Here is a 23,753-nt window from a genome sequence, read left to right as displayed (position 1 = left end):
AAGGGCGTTTATTCGGGGGCATCATCAACACCCGCGAGGAGCCTCACTGGGATCGCGCCGTCCGCCCTTCCCGGCCCTCCGCTCTGCTTCTCAACTGGGAGTGTTCAGCGAAGGGTGTGACCCAGAGGATCTGAGGAGACACCTTGAGTGCAGAATCCCCCGAGAGCACGGAGGCCGGGCTGTCCGGTTCGCAGCAGGACGAGCAGAAAGTGCAGGAGGAGCAGCGGGCCCTGGTGGGCCGGCTGGTCGAGGCAGCTCAGGCCGACGGGCGTGAGCTGGTCGGGCGGGACGGGATGCTGACCGGGCTGGTCAAGCTCGTGCTGGAGACCGCCCTGCAGGGCGAGACGAACGCCCGTCTCGGCCGCGGCCACGGCGAGGTGGTCAACCACCGCAACGGAACCCGATCGAAGACGGTCGTCACCGAGGTCGGGCCGGTCGAGAACCAGGTGCCGCGGGACCACAACGCCACCTTCGACCCGCAGATCGTGCGCAAGCGCCAGCGCCGCCTAGGCGGGGTGGACGAGATGGTGCTGTCCCTGTCGGCCAAGGGCCTCACCCATGGTGAGATCTCTGCTCATCTGGCCGAGGTCTATGGAGCGGAGGTGCCCAAAGCGACGATCACGGCGATCGCCGACCGGGTCCTGGAAGGCATGGCCGACTGGCAGAACCGGCCCCTCGACCCGATGTACGCCGTTCTGTTCATCGATGCCATCCACGTGAAGATCCGTGACGGCAAGGTCGCCAACCGGCCGATCTAACTGGTCAGCGGCGTCACCGCCGACGGCCGGCGTGACATCCTCGGCATCTGGGCCGGCGACGGCGGCGAGGGCGCCAAATTCTGGGCGCATGTGCTGACCGAGCTGAAGAACCGCAGGATCCGGGACGTGCTCATGGCCGTCTGCGACGGGCTCAAAGGACTGCCCGAGGCGATCAACGGCACCTGGCCGCAGACGGTCGTGCAGACCTGCATCGTGCACCTGCTGCGGCACACGTTCCGCTACGTGCCCCGCCAGCACTGGCCAAGCTCGCCGACGCCCTGCGGCCCGTCCATACCGCCCCGACCGAAGCGGCCGCGCTCGAGCGCCGGGGCGAGGTCGCCCAGACGTGAGGCGCCCGCTATCCGGCGATCGTTCGGCTCTGGGAGGGGGCCTGGCCGGAGTTCGTGCCGTTCTTCGCCTTCGACATCGAGATCCGCAAGTCATCTGCACCACCAACGCCATCGAATCCGTCAACGCCCGCATCCGCCGAGCCTTCCGCGCACGAGGCCACTTCCCCAACGAGCAAGCCGCATTGAAGTGCGTCTACCTCGCCTTGATGAGCCTGAACCCGACAGGCACGGGCCGGGCCCGCTGGGGCCGGCGCTGGAAGCACGCCCTGGGCGCCTTCGACGGCCGCCTCACCCGACACCATCACTGAACAGCGACAACAACCTGTCCCACCGTTCGCTAAACACACCCTCTCACCGCTCAGAAGAACGTTCGGTGGAAGATCGTATCCAGGCGTCGGTGAGGTCATGGAGAAGGGCGCGGAAACGGCGGCGGGCCATGAGGTCGTCGGCGGTGGTGGGGCCCGGGTCGCGGGAGACGATCCCGCCGTTGATGAAACCGGTGAGGCACCAGCTGAAGGCGCTGATCCACAGGTCCGGGTCGGAAAGGTCCTCGAGCGATCCGACGGCCTCGAACAGGCGCCAGGTGACCGGCAGGCGGAACCTTTCGTCGATGTCCGCGACGTCCACGGCATCCGACAGACCCCTGTACTGCCAGACCGTCAGCTCCTGCCGGTGGTCCAGGTAGAAGTCCATCATCATGTCGAGGGTCTGGTGCAGGTCTCCTCCTGCGGCGTGGACGGCCTCCACTTCTTCGAGAAGGTCCATCTGCGCGCGGTGGAAGTTCTCGAAGATCTTCTGATAGAGCGCGCTCTTCCCGCCTGCGATGGACGAAGGGGGGATGCCCGCCGCTGCGGCGATCATCTCGGTGGTGGTGCCGTCGTAACCCAGGCCGGCGAACAGCCGCAGCGCCGCGGCGAGGACCCGTTCGTCCTCGCCGGTTCCGTCCATCACGGAAACTCCCTCGCCCTCCGCCTCGGGGTGAGTCCCTGCACATTCACCCGATTCGTTCGGTATCTGCCCACCCTGGGAACCGAAAGTCCTCTCCCGAAGTCGAGAGACCGCCTGGGTACGTCCAAAGAAGATCGACGACGGGCTTCCAGGCGGCTGGGCAGCCCTCAGACGGGGCGGACGACGGGGCCGCCGCCCAGCATGGCGCCGAGCTGGGTCTCCGAACCGTGCCGGTGCTGGTGCATCAGTTCGGCGAGGCGGGCGTTGTCGCCGTCGCGCAGCGCCTGGATCATCGCCTCGTGTTCTTCGAGGATCGTGCGGCGGCTGTCGGCCGAGTACAGGTAGATGGTGTGGTAGGGAGCGGCCCAGTTCCACAGCTTCTCCAGCTCGTCGATGACCAGGCCGAGGCCGCTCAGCCGGAAGATCTCGAAGTGGAAGTCGTGGTTGCGCAGCCGCATCTCGACGAGGTCCAGCCGTTCGGCGGCGGCGGTGACCTCGGCGCCCAGGTCGACCACGCACTGCAGCCGCTCCTCGGAGGGGCGGGGAAGGCGGAGGATGAGCTCCGTCTCGAGGAGCCGGCGCATGAGGTAGATCTGGTCGAACTCGGCCTGGCTCAGCCGGGCGACCGCGAAGCCCACGTTGGGGACATGGCTGACCAGGCCGTCGGCCGTCAGCTGGCGCAGCGCCTCGCGGACGGGCAGCCGGCTCACGCCCAGCCGCTCGGCCATGCTCTCCTGGCGGATCTGCTGTCCGGGGAGCAGCTCCCCGGACATGATCATCTTCCGGAGTTCCCGCACCACCCGTTCAGCCGCCTGCGCCCGCCCGCCGGCGGCCGTCTTCTGGGCTGGCACCGAGACCTTCCTTCCCTGCGACGAATGCGATAACGATAAAGGATCCGCCCACGCGGCGGGGATCTATCCGGTTCCGAGCCACCGGGCCACCGCTCCGGCGCCGCCGCCCAGCCGGTCGGGCGGCCTCTGCTCCGAGGGCGGAGCCGGGGGCGACTCGCTGTACCTGGCGGGGTGGCGGGCGACGAGGAAGCGTCCCTCCTCGGGGTGGGAGACCTCGTGGAAGAAGTCCACCGCCCGCAGGTGCTCGTCCTCGAAGAGGTCGTCGAGGGTGAGCACGGGCATGGCGGGCACGTCGATCTCTTCGAAGACCTTCAGCCACTCCTGCGTCGTCCGGCCCTCGAGAATGCCGGCCAGGATCGCGTAGAGCTCGTCGATGTTGTCGTTGCGCGCCTCGACCGTGCGGAACCTCTCCTCCTCCAGAAGCGCGCTTCTCCCCGCGAACTCCAGGAACCGGCGCCAATGGCCCTCGTGGTAGACGACCACGGAGATCAGGCCGTCGGCCGTGCGGTACGGGCGACGGTAGGCCGAGCGCAGCCGCCGGTAGCCCGTCGGTCCGAGTGCCGGGACGAAGGCCCTCCCGCCCCACTGCTCCATGAGCGCGAAGCCCACGAGCGTCTCGTACATCGGCACCTCGACGGCCTGGCCGCGGCCGCTGCGTTCGCGCCGGAGCAGGGCGGCGAGGACAGCCTGTACCGCCGCCATGCCAGCGACCTTGTCGGCGACCGCGGTCGCCACGTACGCCGCGGGAGCGGTGTCGTCCTTCGGGCTCTGGAGCCAGGCCAGCCCCGACATGGCCTGGATGATGTCGTCGTAGGCGGGCCTGCCGGCGTACGGGCCGTCGCTCCCGTACCCCGTGATGGCGACGTGCACCAGCCGCGGGTTCACCACCAGGGCCGTCTCGGGGTCGAGGCCGAGCCGCCGGGCCGCGTCGAGGCGCATGTTGTGCACGAGGCAGTCTGCGCGTTCGAGGAGGGAGCGCACCAGCTCGCGCGACTCCGGCTGCTTCAAATCGAGCTCGATGCCGGCCTTGTTGCGGTTGGTGGCCACGTGGACGCTGGCCATTCCCGGCGAGCGGGAGGTGCCGAGCCCGCGGGTGATGTCGCCGCCCGGCGCCTCCACCTTGATCACGTCGGCGCCGAGGTCCGCCAGCTGGTGCGTGCAGTAGGGCCCGGAGAACGTGGTGCTGAAATCGAGGACGCGTATCCCGGCCAGCGGCCCCCGGCCCGTCACGGTCTCCCCCCGTCGACCTGCGGCTTGGCCGGCTTGCGGTCCCAGCCGGCCCTGCCCTTGCGTCCCAGCGACCACATCTGCACCCCTCGTTCGACCTCGACCGCCGCGGCCCAGGACAGTCCGGGCGGGCCGAGTTCCAGGACGGCGCTGTTCTTGACGCGGCGTACCAGCTCCGGGTCGGCCGCGGCCGACCCGACCAGCCGCATCGCCGTCTCCAGCAGTTCCTCCGGGGCCGCGGCGGACCAGGCCAGTCCGCGCTGTACGGCCTCGGTGCCCGACAGCGGGGCGCCGAGCACTCCGAGGGCGATGGCCTGCCGGTATCCGGCGGCGCGGCCGAGGAGCGCGAGGTGTCCTCCTCCGGGGTGGATGCCGCGCGCCAGGAATCCGCTGTCGATCACCGCGTCCGGGGTGACGAGCATCAGGTCCGTGGCCAGGGCGAGGTTGAGCCCGGCCCCGACCGCTCCCCCGGCGACGAGCGAGACGCTCGGCACGGGCAGGGAGCCGACGCTCACGAAGGCGTTGTAGACCGCCGAGGTCCGGGCGACCGCCTCCGGCGAGGCGGGGTCGGCCGAGGAGGCGGCGAGGTCCCGGGTGTCCGCGCCGCTGCAGAAGTAACCGCCTTCGGCGTCCACGATCACGGCGCCGATCGAGATGTCGGCGTGGACGCGGTCGCAGAAGCCCTCGATCAGGGTCGCCATGTCGAGGCTGATGGCGTTCTTGCGCTTCGGGCTGTTCAGGGTGAGCCGGGCGACGCCGCCGGTGAAGGAGACGCGCACGGGGTCCTGCTCGGCCTCGGTCTTGACGGCTGCCGGGAGGGCGTCGTATCCGGGCCGGGAAGGTTCTTGCGATTCCATGCGAACTCCTCAGATGCTCTCGATACGGGCGTCAGGGACCTGCGCCCGGTGCTCTCCGGCCTCCGGTTCTCCCGACAGGTCCGCGCCGGTCACCAGCCCCCACACGTCGCCGCCCCGATCCACGACCAGCTGGGCGGCCCTCTCCTGCCAGAGGAGCTCGTTGCCGTACTCGTCGCGCCACGACCACAGGCGGCGGGTGTAGGCGCCGAGGCGGTGCTCCATGGTGAATCCGATCGCGCCGTGGAGCTGGTGTCCCGCGTCCGCGATCGGCCGGGCGAGCGCGGACGCCTGCGCCTTCGCCGACGCCACCGCGAGTTCCCGCCCGGAGTCGGCGTGCATCAAGGCGAGGATCGCGGCGTCCGCCGCCACCTCCACCGTCACCACGTCGGCCGCCAACGAGGCCAGCCTGTGCTGGACCACCTGGAACCCCAGAAGCGGGCGGCCGAACTGCTCCCGCTCCCGTACGTGGCGGAGGGTGGCCTTGAGCACCCCGCGAGCCGCGCCGGCCATCTGCACCGTGCGGGCGACGGCGCCGGACATCTCGATCTCGCGGAGCCATGCCCGCTCGGGCAGCCGGTACACCCTGTTCGTCACGACTCCGTCCAGCACGGCGTCGTCACGCTGTTCGCCGGCCGGGTTCGTCCCCTCGTTCAGCAGGAGCCGGGGATGGGTGGCGGGGACCACCGCGACGGCCATGCCTTCCGCCGTGTCGACGAGAGCGACGACGTACTCCACCGACCGCAGCCACGGCACGCGGGGCAGGGAGCCCGTGATCTCCCACTCGCCGTCGGCCGTCGGCTCGGCGAACAGGTCGCCCACCCCCACGGTCAGCGGTCCGGCGGGCAGGGGAGCCTCGGCGGCCGCCAGCAGCGGGGCCGCCACGAGCAGCGCTTCGGCGACGGGCACGGCGGCGCATGCCTCGGCGATCTCGCGCACCACCGCGGCCGCGTCCTGGAGCGTGCCGCCGCCTCCCCCCAGTTCCTCGGGCGTGGAAAGGGAGGTGAACCCGAGCCTGTCGAGCTCCTCCCACAGCACGGTGTCGCCTCCCTCCGGAGCCGCGGAGTCCTCCGGTGTCCGGGACGCCAGCACTCCGCGGACCGCGGCGGCGAGTTCTTCGAGGTGCTCGCTCATCGGCGGCTCAACCCCTTCGCGACGATGGAGCGCAGGACTTCGTTGGTCCCTCCGCGGAGGGTGAAGGCGGGGACGTGGAGGACGGCCTTGGTGAGCATCGCCGCCAGGTCCTCGTGCACCCCGCCGGACTCCGGGTCGACATGGCGCCGGATCACCTCGACCATCTCCCCCTCGAACCCGGTGCCCAGGTCCTTCACCAGAGCGGCCTCCAGTGCGGGGTTCTCCCCGGCGGCCAGGCGGCCGGCGACCGCGAGCGACATCTGGCGCAGGACGGCCAGCCGTGTGACGAGCCGCCCGAGCTCGGCCCGGGCGAGCGGGTCCTCGGTGAAGCACCCGGTGGCCGTCCACGCCCTCAGCAGCGGCATCACGCTCAGGAACCGCTCCGGACCGGATCGTTCATTGCCCAGCTCCGCGGTGACCTGGCGCCAGCCTTCGCCCCGCTCGCCCAGAAGTGCGGTGCACGGGACCAGGGCGTCGTCGAAGACGACCTCGTTGAAGTGGTGGGCGCCGTCGATGGTGATGATCGGTGAGATCGTCACCGCCGGGTGGGGCAGGTCGACGATGAACTGCGAGAGTCCGGCGTGCCGGTCGCCGCCGTCGTCGGTGCGGGCCAGGACGACGATCGCCGTGGCGATGTGCGCGGCGCTGGTCCAGACCTTGGTGCCGGTGATCCGCCAGCCGTCCTGCGTCTCGACCGCCCTGGTGCGGACGGAGGCGAGGTCGGAGCCCGAGTCGGGCTCCGACATGCCGATGGCGATGAACTGCTCGGCCCGCGCGATGCCGGGCAGGTAGCGGCGTTTGTGCTCCTCGGTGCCGTTGCGCAGGATGCCGGGCGCCATCTGGCGGTCGGCGATCCAGTGCGCGGCGACCGGCGCCCCGTAAGCCAGGAGCTCCTCGGTCACGACGTAGCGTTCGAGCGCCGAACGGCCGTGTCCTCCGTACTCGGCGGGGATGGTCATCCCGACCCAGCCGCGCCCGGCCAGCCTCCGGCTGAACGCGACGTCGATGCCGGACATCCACGCGTCCGCCTCGGGGGTGAATCCACCGGCGGCGAGCTCGTGCTCGAGGAACTCGCGCACCTCGAGCCGGAGCCCGTCCAGTGCCGCGGGCGGTCGTTCGACCGCCCTGAGGGTCAGTGCCACGTCAGCGCTCCTCCGCACGATCCGACAGCGTCATGGTTATTCATAGTTGGATCCAATCCTGGAAAGCAATATCGTTGACAAAACTTTCTACCTGCGGTTTCAATGGGTGACCCGGATCACGGAGTCCCCTCCGTGCCCGCCGAACCAGCCCTCCGGGAGCCGCGAAGATGACCTCCAACCCCCACCGCCTGATCGATCTGCGCGTCGCACCGCGGCGTCTGCCCGCGGACGAGCTCGAACGGAGCCTCGCCGCCGCGGACACACCGCTGCTGCTCCTGTGCCTGGTGCAGGTGACCGGCGACGTCTCGCTCCTGGACCGCTTCGGCACGCGCCTGCGCTACGAGCAGACCGGCAGGAAGGGCGACAGCCGGGCGCACCCCGTGGGCCGCCTCCCCGAGGAGGACCTCGCCGAGCTGAAGAAGCTCCTCGTCGAGGCGCTCACCCGCGAACCGGACGGCGAGTACCTCCAGGTGCCCGACGACGCCCTGTTCCACCGGATGGTCCGCCTGGCCACCGGGGCCGACGTGGGCGAGGAGTTCGTCGGCTCCATCAGGGAGCAGGCGGGCTTCGAGCCGAGCAGGCACACCGTCGAGTGCCGCACGGACCCGCCGGCGGACTTCAAGGTCGCCGTCCTGGGCGCCGGCATGACCGGGATCGCGGCGGCGATCGCCTGCGCCGACAACGGCTTCTCCTACGAGATCTTCGAGCGCGGCGACGACATCGGCGGCACCTGGCGGATCAACACCTATCCCGGCATCGCCGTGGACACCCCCAGCGTCTACTACTCCCTCTCGTTCGAGCAGGAGGCCGGCTGGTCCCGCCAGTACCCGGTGGGTGACGAGTACCAGCGCTACCTGCAGCGCGTCGTCGACAAGTACGGCCTGCGGCCGAACATCCGGTTCGGCACCGAGATCAAGTCCCTGGTCTGGGACGACGGCTCCCAGGAGTGGGAGGTCACCTGCGCGACCGCCGACGGCGGGACGGTCACCTCGCGGGCGAACGCCGTCATCACCGCCACCGGCTTCCTCAACTCCCCCAAGTACCCGGACCTGCCCGGCCGCGAGACCTTCGCCGGACCGAGCATCCACACGGCGGCCTGGGACCACTCCCTCGATCTGGCGGGCAAGCGCGTGGGCGTCATCGGCGCGGGCGCGACCTCGGTGCAGGTCGTCGACGCGATCGCCGGGGACGTCGCGCACCTGACGCTCTTCCAGCGCCAGCCGCACTGGGTGCTGCCCAACACCCTCGGCGAGGGCCTGGTCTCCGAGCAGGAACGCTGGTTGAAGGAGCACCTGCCGTTCTACGGCCGCTGGCTGCGGGCCAAGAGCTACTGGTACACGACCGACACCCTCTACCCGGGGGTCCGCGCCGACAAGGAGTGGATGGCCTCCCACCCCCTGTCCATCTCCGAGGCCAACGACCGGGTCCTGCAGATGTGCCTGGGCCACCTCGAGGCCTCCTTCGGGAACGACCCCGAGCTGCGGCGGAAGATGACACCGGACTTCCCCGTGCACGGCAAGCGCATCGTCCGCGACCCTGGCGGCTACTACGCGGCCCTCGCGAGCGACCGGGCCGACGTGGTCACCGACCGGCTCGCCCGGGTGGTGCCGCAGGGCATCGAGACCGAGGACGGCACCCTCGTCGAACTCGACGTCATCATCTACGCCACGGGCTTCACCCTGGAGTTCCTCTCCCCGGTGGAGATCGTCGGCCGCGGCGGCGCCCGGCTGGCCGACCAGTGGGCCGGAGGCACCGACCCCCGCTCCTACCTGGGCGGGACGGTGCCGAACTTCCCCAACCTCTTCGTGACCTCGGGCCCCAACAGCAGCAGCGGGCACGGCGGCGGCCACAACTTCATGACCGAGGTGGTGGTGCACTACATCACCCAGTGCCTGCGGCTGCTGGTGGAGCGGGGCGCGCGTTCGATCGAGGTCACCCGGGAGGCCCAGGACGAGTTCGTCGCGGCGGTCGACGCCCAGATGGAGGGCTCGATCTGGCGGAACTCCCCCAAGGCCCACACCTACTACCGCAACGCGTCGGGCCGCGTCATGCTGCCCAACCCCTGGCGGATGGTCGACTACTGGCGCATGTCGCGCACCCCCGACGAGTCCAAGTTCGTCATCCGCTGACCGCGCCGACACGACAGGAGACCCCATGGTCCTGTTCGACCCCGATGTCGCCGCCTCGCTCGAAGCGATGAAGGCAGCCGGGATCAGGCCGTACCGCGAGCTCGGTGTCGAGGGTTCACGGAACCTGATGGAGTCGGCTCCGCAGCCGCCCGCTCCCGAGATGGCCGAGGTGAGGGACCTGGCGTTCCCCGGCCCGCACGGCGCCGTGCCGCTCCGGCTCTACCGGCCGGGCCCCGGGCCCGGCGCGCCCGTCATCGTGTACTTCCACGGCGGAGGCATGATCATGGGCTCTCTCGACTCGTTCGACGGGCTCGCCCGGAACCTGGCCGCCTCCTGCGACGCCGTCGTGGTGAGCGTGGAGTACCGGCTGGCTCCCGAGCACCGGCGCCCCGTGGCGGGCGACGAGGCGTACGCGGCCGTCCGCTGGGTCCACGACCACGCCGGCGAACTGGGCGTCGACGCCTCCCGCATCGCGGTCGCCGGGGACAGCGCGGGCGGATCGCTGGCCGCCGGCGCGGCCCTGCGCATCCGGGACCAGGGAGGCCCCGCCCTCGTCGCCCAGCTGCTCTTCTACCCGGGACTGGAGCGGGCCGTCGACCGTCCCTCCATGGTCGAGTTCGCCGAAGGTCCACTCCTCACCCGCGCGGACGTGGTCTGGATGAAGGCGCAGTACCTCGGCCCCGACCCGGCGGCCGACACCCCCTACGACGTTCCCGCCCTGGCGGAGGACCTCTCCGGCCTGCCCGATGCCGTCGTCGTCACGGCCGAGGCCGACCCCATCCGCGACGGCATCGAGGACTACGGGCGGCGGCTCCGCGAGGCGGGCGTGCAGACGGCGCTGCTGCGCTACCCGGGCGTCTGCCACGGGTTCCTCTCCCGGGGATCCCGCCAGCGCCGAGCCGGTATCGCCCTCGCCGAGATCGGGGCCCTCACCCGGGCCAAGTTCACCGCCGCCCTCCCGAAGACGGGCGAGAAGCAGGAAGGCCGGACCCCACGATGACGAACCTGACCACCCCCGAGGTCACCCTCGCCCTCGAAGAATCCCTCGCGCGAGGCGAGCTCGGCCTGCAGGTCGCCGCATATCTCGACGGCGAGCTCATCGTCGACACCGCAGCGGGCCTGGACGGGCCGTCCGGCGACCCCGTCACGACCACGACCCTCTTCAACCCCTTCTCCGTCACCAAGGCGGTCACCGCCACGGCACTGCACGTCCAGGCCTCCCGCGGGCTGATCGACTACGCCGCGCCGGTCACCGCGTACTGGCCGGGGTTCGGCGCGAACGGCAAGGAGGCCACGACCGTCCGGGACGTCCTGAGCCACCGCGCCGGCATCCCGTGGATGCCCGAGGGGATCACCCCTGAGCTGCAGGCCGACTGGGACTGGATGATCCGCCGGATCGAGGAGATGGAGCCGGAGACTCCTCCCGGCACCGCCAACTGCTACCACGCCCTGATCTGGGGCTGGATCGCCGGAGAGCTGGTCCGCCGCACCGACGTGCAGGGCCGCGACGTCGCCGCCTTCGTCCGGGAGGAGGTGCTCGAGCCGCTCGGGATCGACGACCTGTACTTCGGGCTTCCGGAGTCGGAGTTCGGCCGCGTCGCCACCCTGGTCGGCGGCGACGCCCCGGCCGAGGCCCCGGAGCTGCTGCTGAAGGGCATGCCCCGGGCCGTCTACCCGTCGGCGCGCGTCTACAACGAGCCGCTCGCGCGGACCACGGTGAACCCGGGCGCGGGTTCGATCGGCACCGCCCGTTCCTACGCCCGGCTGTTCGCGATGCTCGCCTGCCACGGGGAGCTCGACGGCGTGCGCCTGCTGCCCGCCGAGCTCGTGAAGTCCTTCACCACGCCGCGCGACGACGACCACGAGCCCGATCGGTACCTGGGCAAGGTGAACCACGTCAGCGCCTACGGCTACTGGCTCGCCGGCACCGGCCCCACCGCCTACCCGCTTCTCGGCGAGTGCCCCGAGGTCCTGCACCACCCCGGCGCGGGCGGCTCGATCGGCTGGGCGGAACTGGACACCGGCCTGGCGGTCGCCATCTGCCACAACCGCATGCACTCCGGCCCGCCCCCTGCCCCCGCCGACCACCCCTTCGCCCCCGTCGTCACGGCGGTCCGCCGCCTGGCCGCCGAACGGAAAGGAGCGTTCTCGTGACCGCCCTGTCCCCCGTCGACGAAATCCGCAACCTCATGGCCCGGTTCGCCTTCCTCGCCGACGGCTCGCCTGAACTCGGCCCCCTCCTGGATCTGCTCACCGAGGACGCCGAATGGGTCGTCGGCGGCACCGCCACGACCGGACGTGCCGCGATCGGAGAGCGCCTGGGCGGCAGCCGGGCCGCGGGCGTGGCCGGACCCGGCTCGGGCACCCGCCACCTCATCACCACCCTGGAGGTCGTCCCCACCGGGGAGGACGCGGCAACAGCCCGCAGCTACTGGCTGCTGGTCGCCGGAGGTGAGACCACCGAATGCCGCATGGTCGGCGAGTACCGCGACACGCTGCGGCGCACCCCGGACGGCTGGCGGATCAGCCGCCGCGAGGTCGTCGTCGGAACCGCCTGAATCCGCGGCCCGAGCAGAGAACGAGAGCAGGAGAGAAAGTGTTCGACCTCAACGGGAAGATCGCGCTGGTGACCGGCGCGGGCCAGAACGTCGGCGAAGGCATCGCCCACGCCCTCGCCAGGCAGGGCGCTACGGTGGCCGTCAACGACTACCACGCCGACCGCGCGCAGAAGGTCGCCGACGACATCACCGCCAAGGGCGGCAAGGCCGTCGCAGCGCCCTTCGACGTCACCGACCTCGACGCCGTCACCAAGGCCTTCGCCGAGGTCGCCGCGAACATCGGTACCGTCGACATCCTGGTGAACAACGCCGGCACCGCCGGCCCCAACGAGACCATGAAGGTCTCCCCCTTCCGCGAGATGTCCGTCGACTACTGGCGCGGCATCATCGACGTCAACCTCTTCGGCGTCTTGAACTGCTGCAAGGCCGCCCTGGACCCGATGGTCGAGAAGGGCTGGGGAAGACTCATCACCATCGCGTCCGGCGCCGGAAACGTCGGCCTGGACATGGGCGTCTCGACCTACGGCGCCGCCAAGGCCGGCGCGATCGGCTTCATGCGCCACCTCGCCATGGAGAACGCCCCGTACGGCGTCACCGCCAACACCGTCGCCCTCGGCATGGTCCTGCGCAACGTCAAGGACCCCGAACTCGTCAAGAAGTGGTCCGACCCCATCCCCGTCAAGCGCCTGGGCACCCCCGAGGACGCCGGCGCCCTCGCCGTCTACCTCGCCTCCGAGGAATCCGCCTGGATGACCGGCCAGACCCTCGGCCTCAACGGAGGCACCACCACCTCCTGACATCAGCGCACCGTCCGGAACTCCGACAGGCCGCTCATCTTTCAAGATGAGCGGCCTTCGCCATTGCCCCCGGCTGCCGGACCCCTGGCACGTCACGGGGGACCCAGAAAGCCGGGGCGGTCTCCCGCCCACCACCTCAGGCATATGAATTTCTGTATAATCAGAACGTGAGCGCATGGTGGCGGATCGAGATCGAGCCGGAGGTCAGACAGTGGCTGGAGCTCCTCACCGACCGGCACTACGACAAGGCCGAACGGGCCGCCGACATGCTCGCGTCCCAGCCGAGCACGGTTCCGCCGCGCACACCTACGACCGGAGCAAGGAGGAGGCACCGTGAACCACTCCCAGTGGAAGACCCGCCGGACCAGGAGGCTTCTCGGCGAGACGGTCGAAGAATCCCCTGCCTACATCGAGGCCGGGCACGCTCTGGCGCTCGGGCAGGCCGTCTACGACCGCCGCACCGCGCTCGGGATCTCCCAGGCCGAACTCGCCCGCCGCGCGGGCATGACCCAACCGCAGATCTCCAACATCGAGGGCGGCGATTCGGTGCCGACCCTCCCCTTGCTCACCAGACTCGCCGGAGCCCTGGACGCCTCTCTCACCATCCGGCTGGACGACAGCGACTCCACCTTCGTCTTCACTCCTCATCAGGATCCCGGCCCTGATGCCTCGTCCTCTGACAGCCACACGTCGGCTGCGTGATCTCGGGGCGAGCCGTCCGGCGAACTCGGCATGAGCCTTCGCAACGGAGGGTCAGAGCGGTATCGGCTTCGACGCGCAGGGACGTCTCTTCGCCGTCTCCATGCCCGACTGCCGCCTGCTCACCGTGGCCGAAGACGCCGTCCACCCGGTCGGTGACCGTGCGGTCGACGCCTTGTCCCTGAGCCGGCGGGAGCTCGCGGATATCCGCGTCCCGACCTCGGTGCCGGATCGCGCCGGGACGCGGACCCGGGCATGGTCCTCCTGACATCGCCGCGATGCGACAGTGGGCTCCGGAAGGCGGCGGGACCTCAGAAGCGCTTCCCGAGGCCGCCGTCGTGGTACAGGGCGGCTCCCGTGACGAAGCGCGCCTCCTCGGAGGCAAAGTAGACGAAGGCGTGTGCGGTGTCCTCGGGGTAGCTCTTGATCCCGAGCGGTGACATCGCCGCGACGCCGTCCACGGCGGCCTCGCGGCTCTCCCAGAACCCTTGACGCGCGTAGTCCTCGAACGCCTCCTCGATCAGGGGCGTGAGAGTCAGCCCCGGGTGGATGGAGTTGACCCTGATGCGGCGAGGGCCGAACTCGGTGGCCGCGCAGAGCGTCAGCATCCGGCCGGCCGCTTTGGAGACCGTGTAGCCGAGGTTCTTGTTCGACGGCATGAAGGACGACATCGACATGTTGTTGATGATCGAACCACCGCCGTCGAACCGCTCGACAGCCTCCGCGAGCGCGGGTGCACAGTACTTCATCCCGAGGAAGACGCCGTCGTGGTTGACGGCCATGACCTTGCGCAGATCGTCGAGGCTGGTGCTCTCGACGCCGCCGTGGATCGAGATCCCGGCGTTGTTGACCAGGACGTCGATGCCGCCGAAGGCGTCGACGGTGGTCGCGACCACGCGCTTCCAGTCTTCTGGATCGGTCACGTCGTGCCGCAGGAGGACGAACCTGTCGGCACCGTGGCGCTTCTCCATCTCGCGTCGCAGGGCGTCTCCTTCGTCCACCGTCAGATCGGTGGCGACGACACCCCTGGCTCCCTCCCGCAGGAAGGCCTCGCACACTCCTACGCCGATGTTGCCGAAGCGCCCTGCCCCGGTGACGATCGCCGTCTTGCCCACCAAGCGTCCCATTACTCCTCCTCAGGCCGAAATATCGGCTTCACTCGTGGATGAAATGAAAAACCGCCTTCACCGCTTCGAGCGGGCCCCGGTCCTTTCGGATCGGGGCCTGCGTGTTCTTTGGAAGGCCTGCGGAGGGTCAGGCGGACGGCTCGAGGACGAAGACCGGGATCTCGCGGTCGGTCTTCGTCCGGTATTCCTCGTAGTCGGGCCAGACCTCCACGGCCAGGGCCCACCACTTCATGCGCTCCTCGCCCTCGACGAGACGGGCGGTGTGGTCACGGGCGGTCGCGCCGTCCTGCAGCGATACGTGCGGGTCGGCCACGATGTTGTGGTACCAGAAGGGGTTCGTGGGCGCTCCTCCCTGGGAGGCGACGACGGCGTAGCGGGAGCCGTCGGTGACCCTCATCAGCGGGGTCTTCCTGATCTTTCCTGACTTCGCGCCCTTGGTCGTGAGGATGATGACGGGCCGTCCCTGCAGGGTGTTCCCCTCCGCACCGCCGGTACGTTCGTAGAGCGCCACCTGGTCGGCGACCGGGGCATAGGGGCTCGGTTCGTATTCACCTGTCAGCGGCATCGTGACTCTTTTTCTCTTCGGATTCTGTTCGGTTCGGCTGTGGGCGCCGCTCAGCCTCTCGGGGCTTCGGACGAGGTTCTTGCGGCGGCCGACAGTTGCTTGTTGAGGCGGGTGGTGAGCATGGCCATCTCGTAGCCGACCAGCCCGATGTTCCCGTCGGAATCGCTGAGCACGGCGAGACAGCTTCCGGAACCGGCGGCGGACACGAAGAAGAGGGCGTCTTCCAGCTCGACGATGGACTGCTTCGTCTCCCTCCTTCCGAAGTGCTCCCGGACTCCGTTGGCCAGGCTGTGCAGGCCGGAGGAGAGCGCCGCGAGGCGCTCCGCCTCCTCGTACCCGACCGTCCTGGAGGCGCTCATCACGAGGCCGTCGCGGGACAGGAGCACGGCCTGCCGGATCTCGCCGACACGGTCGACCAGATCGTCGAGAAGCCAGCTCAGGTCGTTGGGTGAACTCCGTTGTCTCACGTCTCTCCCTGGGTGGGGCCGCCTCCGAAGGCGGGTGGTCCATCGCCGTCGGCGGCGCGTGCGGCGGTCCAGCCCTCCTGCAGCGACGACAGCAGGCGGCGGTTGGCTTCCGGGCGGTTCTCGTCGGAACCCTCGCGAGCCGCCTCGAACGGATCGTCTCCCGGGGCCGGCATGGGCGTGGACCGCAACTGGGGGGCCAGGTGCTCCCGCCGTGTACGGCGGGGAAGGACACCGCCGTCTTCGTCTCCCGGTCGTGTCGCGGGTGTGCCCGGCGACGGCTTCGGGACGGGGTCGCCTGCACGCGAGGCGGGCCTAGGCATCGGATCCGCCGGAGCAGGGGCGGGGCCCCTCTCCGGGGAGCGGGTTCCGGATTCGCGCGCAGCGGGCTCCTCCCCGGAGACCACCAGCGAGGCGGGGATGAGCACGACCGCCGTGGTGCCTCCGTAGACGGAGGGGAGCAGCGTGACCTTGATGCCGTGGCGTGCGGCGAGCCTGGCGACCACGAACAACCCGAGCCTCTTGCTCTCCGCCAGGTCGAACTCCGGCGCGTCGGCCAGCCGCTGGTTGACGAGGGCCAGGTCCTCTGCGTCCATGCCGACTCCGCGGTCCACCACCTCCACGGTCAGCCCGTTGCCGGCGGGCACGGCCTGGACCTGGACCTCGGTGTGCGGCGGCGAGAACGTCGTCGCGTTCTCGATCAGCTCTGCCAGGAGGTGGATGATGTCGGCCGCCACGCTTCCGGGCACCGCGACGGGAACGGCCGCCGCCACCTCGACGCGGGTGTAGTCCTCCACCTCTTCCAGGGCCGCGCGGAGCAGGTCCTCCACGGGGACCGGCCTGTTCCAGCTCCGCATGGTCCGCGACCCGGACAGGATGACCAGGCCCTCGGCGTGGCGGCGCATACGGGTGGTGAGATGGTCGAGGTGGAAGAGCTCCTCGAGTTCCTGCGGGCTGGACGCCTTGCGCTCCATCGCGTCGAGCATCCGCAGCTGCCGTTGCAGCAGCGACTGGCTCCGCCACGCGAGATTGACGAAGACTCTGCTGATGCCTCTGCGTACCTGTGCCTCGCCCACCGCCGCCTCGATCGCGGTGCGCTGCACCTTGGTGAAGGCATCGGCCACCCTGGCCACTTCCAGGACCTTTCCCGTCGCGAAGAGCGGTGTCTCGGCGGGGACGTTCACCTCGTCCTCCCGCCTCAACCGGGCGATGACCTCGGGCAGCCGTTCGTTCGCCAGTTCCTGAGCCGCTCCCTGCAGCCCGCGCAGCTCGCCCGACAGACCCCGGGCGAACCGGACCGACAGCAGAAGAGAGGCCACCACCACCAGCAGCCCCGCACCGCCGACCACGAGAAGCTGCCGCAACGTGGAGTGCCCCGCCGCCTCGGTCTGGTCGGTCAGGATGTTGATGGCGTCCAGCTGCGCCTGCTGCCAGGGGTCCGTCACCTTCGGGATCGTGGCCCGCCACTCCTGGAGCGTCCTGGAGGTGGCGGCGCGGTCGGAGCTCACAATGCCGTGTTCCAGCTCCTGGTACCGGGAGTACTCGGGTGTGCGGACCACGTCCTCGAAGACCTCGCGCACCTCGATGCTCGGGCTGGTCAGCGCCGCGTCGGCGGCCTCCTCGCGGAGGGTGGCCGCTCTGGTGAACCGCCGGTGCTCGTCAGCCGTCATCGGCCTCTTGCGGATCTCCAGGAGGGACAGCAGTGCGTCCTCACGCAGCAGCTGGTCCCCTGCCCGGTTCAGATCGATCATGGCGATCGTGGTCTGGTAGACACCCGCGTCACCGGCCGCGGCGATGCCGCCGAGCGCCTTGGTCGTGTCGTCGAAGAGCTCGTCGTACCGGCCGATCGCCTCCGCCGGGAGGATGCCCGCCGCCTTGACCTCGGTCCGCAGGCCCGCGATGCCGTCGTACCGCTGATCGAGCTCGCGCAGGCTCCGGCTGGTCTCGCCTTCGAGCATGTCCCAGGCGGAGGGGAGGGCCTTCTCCCGGAACGCCTTGAGTGCCGCATCCGTCACCGCCTCGGCCGTCTTCAGCTGCTGGGCCCCTCGCCGTCCGTTCGAACCGAGCACCACCGCGGCGGCGGCCCGCTCCTGCTGCAGGGCGACACCGACGGACCCGACGGGCAGAGCCACCTCGTCGACCATCCGCGCGAACTCGATCTTCTTCAGTGCCTCACCGAGGGAGAGGCTCGCTGCGAAAGCCCACAGGACCAGCAGAGAAGCGAGCGGCAGGATCAGCAGCAGGGTGATCCGATAACGAATCGAGCGCTGCCGGGCACGCTTGCGCGAAACCGGAGCTCGTTGAGAGGCGGACATGAGTGACTCCATGAACGTAAGGGCGCGTCACGCGCGTTCCTGTGACACCATCCGCCTGGCGGCACGGTAGCCGAAGACCATGCCCGAGCCGAGGGGGGTCCCGGGGCCCGGGTAGACGTGACCGGCCACGGACGCGGCCGAATTGCCCGCGGCGTACAGGCCGGGGATGGGAGTGCCCGACTCGTTCAGGACCTGGCCGTCCTCGTCGATGCGGGCGCCGCCCTTGGTGCCGAGGTCGCCGAGCACGATCTGGACGGCGTGGAACGGACCCCGTTCGAGGGGGATCAAGCAGGGGTTCGGTCCTTCTCCCGCAGCGAAGAACCTGTCGAACGGGTCCTCCCCCCGGTGGAAGTCCTCGTCGACGCCGGACTCCGCGAACCCGTTGAACCGCTCGACCGTCTTCTCCAGGGCTTCGGCGGGGACGTCGATCAGTCCGGCGAGTCCGGCCAGGGTGCCCGCGGTGCGCCACAGGCCCGCCTCGCGGAAGGCCGCGGGATCCGGCACCGGCTGGCTGATCGCCGGGATGTTGTCGAAGCGGTCGTCGAAGACGAACCAGGCGGGGATGTGCGAGGTCCCGGTGCTCTGGCCGCGGAGGATCTCGTGGCCCATCCGGTCGTAGGGCAGTGACTCGTTGGCGAACCGCTCCCCCGCGGCGTTGACGAGGATGCCGCCGCGCAGGCCGAGGGTGAAGGCGGCCCGGCCGTTGGGGAAGAGGGTGGCCGGGCACCACCACGCCTCGTCCATCAGGTCGACGGCGGCGCCGGCCTCGCGCAGGGCGGCCAGGGCGTCGCCGGTGTTGGAGCCGGGCGCGGCCGAGGTCCACCGGCCGCCGGGGAGACCGTGGTGGCGGGCGCGCAGTTCGTCGTCGCACTCGAAACCGCCCGCGGCGAGCACCACGCCGCGTTCGGCGCGGATGCGCCGCGTCCCGTTCTCCGTCTCGACCACGACGCCGGTCACCCGGCCGTCCTCGGTGATCAGGGAGGTCATGCGGGTGCCGGTGCGCAGGCTCGCGTCGCCCGTCGCGTCCAGGGCCAGGAGGAGGCGGCCGATGAGCGCCTGGCCGCCGATGAGGGTCTCGCGGTCCTGGTCGACGCCGTACTGGTCCGTGGAGATGGGCGGGCGGAGCAGGTCGAGCCAGGGGCCGAGCTCGGCGGACGGGAGCGGCACGGGGTAGATGCCCCGCCCGCCCTCGATGCGGCCGGGCGCCTCGAAGTAGTCGGGGAACGGCATGTACTGGAACCGCAGGACGGGGTCGTTCTCCAGGAACTCCACGAGTTCCGGTCCGGTGGACAGGAACGCCTCTTGCAGGGAGGCCGGGGTTCTGTTACCGACGACGGCCTTGAAGTACTCCTTGCCGAGTTCCACGCTGTCCGGCAGGCCGGCGCGCTCGAGCACCTGGTTGCCGGGCAGCCAGATGCCGGCTCCCGAGTAGGCGCTGGTCCCGCCGAAGTACTCCGTCTTCTCCAGCACGACGGTGCTCAGCCCGCCGGACGCAGCCGTGTAGGCGGCCGCCAGAGCAGCTCCGCCGGAGCCGACGACGACAACGTCCGCGGTCTCGTCGAAGCCGTCCTGTACTGCGCTCATCTGGGTCTCCTCTTAATTCAGCAGTTCGAGTTCTTCGGGGGTGAGTTCCAGGTCCACCGCGGCGAGCGAGTCGAGGACCGACTCGGGGCGGCTCGCGCCGGGGATCGGGATGATCGACGCGGATCGGTGCAGCTGCCAGGCGAGGGACACCCGCTGCGGGCTCACTCCCCGGGCGTTCGCCACCTCGTTGAAGGCCGAGTACGTCGAGCCGAGGGCCTTGGCCTCGCGCATGCCGCCCAGCGGGCCCCAGGAGAGGAAGGCCAGCCCGAGCTCTTCGCACAGGGCGATCTCGGGTTCGCTCCCGCGCGCCCGGGGCGAGTACTCGTTCTGGACCGCGACCAGGGCCTTGCCGAGGACGCGGTGCGCGGTCCGGATCTGGCCGGTGTCGACGTTGGAGATGCCCACCCGCCGGATCAGGCCCTCGTCGTGCAGGTCCTTCAGGCCGCCCATGCTCTCCTCGAAGGGCGTCCGGGGGTCGGGGCGGTGGTGCAGGTACAGGGGGAGGGCGTCCAGGCCCAGGCGGTCCAGGGACGCCTGGCAGGCCCGCCGCAGGTGCTCGGGGCTGCCGTCGATCCACCAGGTGTCGTGCTCGGCGTACCGCAGGTGGCCGCCCTTGGTCGCCACCACCACGTGGTCGGTGGGGCCGGGGTAGAGCTTCAGCGCCCGGGCGACGAACCTCTCGTTGACGCCGTATCCACCGCCTGCCGGACCGTAGACGTCGGCGGTGTCGAGCAGGTTCACGCCCGCGTCGAGGGCGGCGTGCACGGTCCGGAGGCCGCGCTCCTCGTCGTAGCCGGGGACCTGGGTCAGTGTCATCGAGCCCAGGCCGATCGCGGTGACCTCCAGGTCGCCGATCCGCCGGGTCCTGACGCGGGCGGCGCTCATTTGCCGACCACCGTCCAGCCTCCGTCGACCGGCACGCAGACGCCCGTGGTGTACGAGGCGTCGAGCAGCAGGTGCTCGATGGCCGCGGCCATCTCGTCGGGCGTGGCGAGGCGGCTCATCGGGATGCGCGCCTTGGTCGCCGACACGTCGTAGCCCTGGTCGACCATCTCCTGGACCATGGGGGTCAGGGTGTGGCCCGGCGCGACGGAGTTGACCCTGATGCCGAGCGGCGCCCATTCGATCGCCAGGTTCTGGGTGAGCTGCCCGATGGCGGCCTTGGCGACGCCGTAGTCGGCCTGGTCGGCCCATCCCCGGTAGGCGGTCGTCGAGGAGATGGTGACGATCGCACCCCGCTCCGGACGTCCCTCGGTCGGCCCGTCGCCGGCCGGGACGGGGCCGTCCCCGGCCAGCCCGGCGGCGAGCGCGCGGGCGGTCACCAGGGTCCCGACCAGGTGGATGTCGAGGACCCGCCGGTAGCTCTTCAGGTCCAGTTCCAGGGCGGGCTTGAACTCTCCCCGCACTCCGTGGCAGGTCACCAGGCGGGACGGGACGCCCGCCTTCTCCGCTGCCTTCTCGAAGGCGGCGCGCACCGCGTCCTCGTCGGTGGCGTCCACCTTGAAGAACTGGAGCAGCCCCTCCTGCCCGGCCTCGTCCGGGGGCGCCTGGAGGTCCAGGACGGTCACGGCGAGCCCTCGGGTCAGCAGGCGCCGTACGACCGCCAGGCCTATCCCGCTGCTGCCGCCGGTGACGATCGCGTGTTCTGTGAGCATGGTCGTCTCTCCCTCGCTAGTCGTCCGTCGCCTGCGGCGCACGTCCGCCGATCGCCTCGGTGACGGCCTCGGCCGCGCCGGTCAGCCTCTTCAGCCAGGCGGTGATCTGCTCCACGTCCGCCTGCGGCGGCATGCCGAAGAGGGCGAGGACCTGCACGACCGAGCCATCGGGCCCGTACACCGGGGCGCCCAGGAGCCGGACGTCGTACAGCCGTCCGGGCTCGAGGTCGCCGGGCTCGTAGGAGCCCTTGATCCGCTCGAGGAGCGCGCCCACCCGGCGCTCCAGCCCGGGCGTGCGCGGTGCGGTGGAGAACCGGTCGATCTCCTCCCACACCTCGTCGTGGTCGGGTGCCCGCAGGGCCAGCGACCAGCGGCGCTCCCGGACCCTGGCGAGCTTGTCCCGGTAGAACGCCCGGTCCTCGTCGGTCAGGGGGAGGTTGCGCCTGGCCAGCCAGGCGTCGACCGCCTCGTCCCCGCGGTCGGCGACGAACAGCGCGCCGTAGGGCGGGGCGAAGGGCATCCTGCGGCCGATGTGGCCGTGGACGGTGCTCTTCGCCGTTCCCGAGCCCGCGACGATGACGAGTTCGTCGGCGACGACGGACTGCGCGTAGCACTCGAGCTGCAGGTCGGCCGAGAGCCGCTCCATGTGCTCCCGGGCCAGGTCGGCGATCCTGATCTGGCCGAGGAGGTCGCTCTCGTACGGGGCCACCAGGGCTCCCGGGGAGAACGCGCCGTAACCGCCCTGGAAGAACAGCAGCGGCGGGACGGAGTTGAGCACTCCGAGGTCGCGGACCGCTCCGAGGACGATGTCGTGGTCCCCCGCCTCGATGGTCTCGGAGAAGTCGCAGTCGATCCAGGCGACCGCCTCCTGAAGCACCGGAGCGCCGGAAGGGGCGGCGTGCCAGGCGACGCCGGCGAACTTGTCGCCCGTCTTGGAGGCGAACCGCCTGCACAGGTCCTCCTGGTCGGCGGCGAGCACGTTGACGCAGAAGGACGAGGCCGTGCGCAGCTTCGCGTAGCTGCTCGAGGTCCTGCTCGGCAGGAACGCGACGAGCGGCGGGTCCAGGGAGACGGAGGTGAACGAGCCGACCACCATCCCCACCGGTTCGCCGTCGTCGCCGATGCCCGTGATCACCACCACGCCGGTCGGGAAGTGGCCGAGGACCTCGCGGAAGCGCTTGGCGTCGAAGGACGTCTGCGGGCCGCTCATCGGGTGTCCGCCATGAGCGTGCCGTCTCCCTGGACGGGTGCCGGGGCCGGGGCGCCGAGGTGCTCGCGCAGGGTGCCGCCGGTGTACTCCTTGCGGAAGACGCCGCGGTCCTGGAGCCGCGGCACGACCTCCTCGACGAAGTCCTCCAGGCCCAGGGGCAGGTCGGCGGGCATGAGGTTGAAGCCGTCCGCGGCCCCGGCCTCGAACCAGCGGACCAGGTCGTCGGCGATCTCGTCGGGCGTGCCGACCAGGGAGCGGTGCCCGGTGCTGAGCCCGATGCGCTGCGCCACCTGCCGCAGCGTCAGCCCCTCCTCCTCGGCCATCGCCATGAACAGCGCGGGGCGCGAGACACTCGCGTGGGCGGGCAGGAGGCCGCGCACGTCGGGGAAGGGCGCGTCGAGGTCGTAGACGGTGAAGTCGATGCCGCCGAACATCTGCTGCATGAAGGCCAGGGTCGCCTCGGGACGGACCAGTTCGCCGAGTTCCCGGGCGAGGTCGCGCGCCTCCGCCCTGGTCCGGCCGATGATCGGGGTGATGCCGGGCATGACGGCGACCGCGAGCGGATCGCGGCCCTTGGAGGAGACCAGCTCCCGCATCTGGGAGACGAACGCGCGGGAGTCCTCGATGTCGAACTGGGTGGTGAAGACCATGTCCGCGAACCGGGCCGCCAGGTTCATGCCCGTCGGGGACGAGCCGGCCTGGACGAGCAGCGGCCACCCCTGCGGGGAGCGCGGGACGGTCAGCGGCCCTCGGACGGTGAAGTGTTTGCCCTCGTGGTCGACCTGCCGGATCCGCTCCAGGTCGGCGTACACGCCGGCCTCCCGGTCCAGGACGAGCGCGTCGTCCCGCCAGGCGTCCCACAGCCGGGTGACCACCTCCACGAACTCCTCGCCCCGCTCGTAGCGGTCGGCGTGCGCGGGCAGTTCCGCGCCGCCGAAGTTGCCCGCGGCGGCGTTGATCGCGGTGGTCACGATGTTCCAGCCGGCCCGGCCGCCGCTCATGTGGTCGAGGGTGGCGAACTGGCGGGCCACGGTGAAGGGCGCGCCGTAGGTCGTGGAGCTGGTGCCGACGAGGCCGATGCGCGAGGTCACCGCCGCCAGGGCGGACAGGATGACGATGGGGTCGGGCCGCTCACTGGCGTCCGAGCCGATCGAGGTGCTCAGGTTGAGCGCGTCGGCGATGAAGACGGCGTCGAGCTTGCCCGCCTCGGCCACCCGGGCGACCTTCGTCCAGTGCTCCAGCGTGTGGACCTTGGCGGGCTCCGTCCGTGGAGACCGCCACACCGACTGCGCGGCACCCAGCCCCTGGGCGAAGACCGCGAGGTGCATCTGCCGGTCGTTGTCACTCATGTTCTCTCCCTGCATGGACGTCTGCTTGTGGTGTTCG

At 70.6% G+C, this 23,753-nt stretch carries 21 protein-coding genes and 1 pseudogene; 7 read left to right on the top strand and 15 right to left on the bottom strand.

The genetic code is table 11. The features are described from left to right. Positions 1-179: 179 nt before the first annotated feature. Positions 180-1,416 (top strand): annotated as a pseudogene (locus C2865_RS22780) (IS256 family transposase). 43 nt (positions 1,417-1,459) lie between these two features. Here the strand turns inward: C2865_RS22780 and C2865_RS22775 are convergent. The 6 genes from C2865_RS22775 to C2865_RS22750 all read right to left on the bottom strand — a co-directional run bounded on the left by C2865_RS22775 (position 1,460) and on the right by C2865_RS22750 (position 7,264). Further along, positions 1,460-2,056, bottom strand: coding sequence for a TetR/AcrR family transcriptional regulator (locus C2865_RS22775; protein WP_106400571.1), 597 nt, complete (start codon positions 2,054-2,056; stop codon positions 1,460-1,462). 167 nt (positions 2,057-2,223) lie between these two features. After that, positions 2,224-2,907, bottom strand: a complete 684-nt coding sequence (locus C2865_RS22770; protein WP_198653509.1) for a GntR family transcriptional regulator — start codon at positions 2,905-2,907, stop codon at positions 2,224-2,226. A gap of 63 nt (positions 2,908-2,970) precedes the next feature. Beyond that, a complete protein-coding gene (locus C2865_RS22765; RefSeq protein ID WP_157963873.1) occupies positions 2,971-4,137 on the bottom strand; it encodes a CaiB/BaiF CoA transferase family protein in 1,167 nt (388 codons plus the stop codon). Further along, complete coding sequence (locus tag C2865_RS22760; RefSeq protein ID WP_106400569.1) at positions 4,134-4,991, bottom strand: enoyl-CoA hydratase-related protein; 858 nt, start codon at positions 4,989-4,991, stop codon at positions 4,134-4,136. The genes C2865_RS22765 and C2865_RS22760 overlap by 4 nt, the downstream gene beginning before the upstream one ends. 9 nt (positions 4,992-5,000) lie before the next feature. Then, a complete protein-coding gene (locus C2865_RS22755; RefSeq protein WP_106400568.1) occupies positions 5,001-6,122 on the bottom strand; it encodes an acyl-CoA dehydrogenase family protein in 1,122 nt (373 codons plus the stop codon). Beyond that, the gene (locus C2865_RS22750) at positions 6,119-7,264 is read right to left on the bottom strand and encodes an acyl-CoA dehydrogenase family protein (protein WP_106400567.1); all 1,146 of its coding nucleotides are present in this window, start codon (positions 7,262-7,264) and stop codon (positions 6,119-6,121) included. Before C2865_RS22750 ends, C2865_RS22755 begins: the two co-directional genes overlap by 4 nt. 167 nt (positions 7,265-7,431) lie before the next feature. Here C2865_RS22750 and C2865_RS22745 point away from each other — a divergent pair, with 167 nt between their 5' ends. From C2865_RS22745 to C2865_RS22715, 6 genes are all read left to right on the top strand, one after another. Then, on the top strand, positions 7,432-9,393 hold the full coding sequence (locus C2865_RS22745; RefSeq protein ID WP_106400566.1) for a flavin-containing monooxygenase: 1,962 nt from the start codon (positions 7,432-7,434) through the stop codon (positions 9,391-9,393). Between the two features lie 25 nt (positions 9,394-9,418). Then, entirely contained in the window at positions 9,419-10,393 is a 975-nt protein-coding gene (locus tag C2865_RS22740) for an alpha/beta hydrolase (RefSeq protein ID WP_106400565.1), read from the top strand. Continuing rightward, positions 10,390-11,547, top strand: a complete 1,158-nt coding sequence (locus tag C2865_RS22735; protein WP_106400564.1) for a serine hydrolase domain-containing protein — start codon at positions 10,390-10,392, stop codon at positions 11,545-11,547. The genes C2865_RS22740 and C2865_RS22735 overlap by 4 nt, the downstream gene beginning before the upstream one ends. Then, on the top strand, positions 11,544-11,951 hold the full coding sequence (locus C2865_RS22730; protein WP_106400563.1) for a nuclear transport factor 2 family protein: 408 nt from the start codon (positions 11,544-11,546) through the stop codon (positions 11,949-11,951). Before C2865_RS22735 ends, C2865_RS22730 begins: the two co-directional genes overlap by 4 nt. A gap of 38 nt (positions 11,952-11,989) precedes the next feature. Next, positions 11,990-12,748: an SDR family NAD(P)-dependent oxidoreductase gene (locus tag C2865_RS22725; protein WP_106400562.1), complete on the top strand. Its 759-nt coding sequence runs from the start codon at positions 11,990-11,992 to the stop codon at positions 12,746-12,748. 333 nt (positions 12,749-13,081) lie between these two features. Then, complete coding sequence (locus C2865_RS22715; protein WP_106400561.1) at positions 13,082-13,450, top strand: helix-turn-helix domain-containing protein; 369 nt, start codon at positions 13,082-13,084, stop codon at positions 13,448-13,450. A gap of 308 nt (positions 13,451-13,758) precedes the next feature. Here the strand turns inward: C2865_RS22715 and C2865_RS22710 are convergent, their stop codons facing one another. The 9 genes from C2865_RS22710 to C2865_RS22670 all read right to left on the bottom strand — a co-directional run bounded on the left by C2865_RS22710 (position 13,759) and on the right by C2865_RS22670 (position 23,716). Continuing rightward, positions 13,759-14,574 (bottom strand): SDR family NAD(P)-dependent oxidoreductase, encoded by an 816-nt coding sequence (locus tag C2865_RS22710; RefSeq protein WP_106400560.1) that lies wholly within the window; start codon positions 14,572-14,574, stop codon positions 13,759-13,761. Between the two features lie 127 nt (positions 14,575-14,701). After that, positions 14,702-15,139, bottom strand: coding sequence for a nitroreductase family deazaflavin-dependent oxidoreductase (locus C2865_RS22705; protein ID WP_106400559.1), 438 nt, complete (start codon positions 15,137-15,139; stop codon positions 14,702-14,704). A gap of 50 nt (positions 15,140-15,189) precedes the next feature. After that, a complete protein-coding gene (locus tag C2865_RS22700; RefSeq protein WP_106400558.1) occupies positions 15,190-15,606 on the bottom strand; it encodes a roadblock/LC7 domain-containing protein in 417 nt (138 codons plus the stop codon). Then, complete coding sequence (locus C2865_RS22695; protein ID WP_198653508.1) at positions 15,603-17,918, bottom strand: sensor histidine kinase; 2,316 nt, start codon at positions 17,916-17,918, stop codon at positions 15,603-15,605. Before C2865_RS22695 ends, C2865_RS22700 begins: the two co-directional genes overlap by 4 nt. 27 nt (positions 17,919-17,945) lie before the next feature. Next, a complete protein-coding gene (locus C2865_RS22690) occupies positions 17,946-19,502 on the bottom strand; it encodes an FAD-dependent oxidoreductase (RefSeq protein ID WP_106400556.1) in 1,557 nt (518 codons plus the stop codon). Between the two features lie 12 nt (positions 19,503-19,514). Beyond that, positions 19,515-20,387, bottom strand: coding sequence for an aldo/keto reductase (locus C2865_RS22685; protein ID WP_106400555.1), 873 nt, complete (start codon positions 20,385-20,387; stop codon positions 19,515-19,517). Further along, positions 20,384-21,157: an SDR family NAD(P)-dependent oxidoreductase gene (locus C2865_RS22680; RefSeq protein WP_106400554.1), complete on the bottom strand. Its 774-nt coding sequence runs from the start codon at positions 21,155-21,157 to the stop codon at positions 20,384-20,386. The genes C2865_RS22685 and C2865_RS22680 overlap by 4 nt, the downstream gene beginning before the upstream one ends. Positions 21,158-21,173: 16 nt before the next feature. After that, positions 21,174-22,367: a flavin reductase family protein gene (locus C2865_RS22675; protein ID WP_106400553.1), complete on the bottom strand. Its 1,194-nt coding sequence runs from the start codon at positions 22,365-22,367 to the stop codon at positions 21,174-21,176. Then, positions 22,364-23,716 carry an LLM class flavin-dependent oxidoreductase gene (locus C2865_RS22670; RefSeq protein WP_106400699.1) on the bottom strand — a complete coding sequence of 451 codons (1,353 nt, stop codon included), beginning with the start codon at positions 23,714-23,716 and terminating at the stop codon, positions 22,364-22,366. The genes C2865_RS22675 and C2865_RS22670 overlap by 4 nt, the downstream gene beginning before the upstream one ends. Positions 23,717-23,753: the final 37 nt, after the last annotated feature.

This window comes from Actinocorallia populi, from assembly GCF_002995495.1.
Classification (GTDB): domain Bacteria; phylum Actinomycetota; class Actinomycetes; order Streptosporangiales; family Streptosporangiaceae; genus Actinocorallia; species Actinocorallia populi.
Note: the sequence above shows the minus strand (reverse complement) of the source record. Positions and strands in the feature narration are given on the sequence as shown.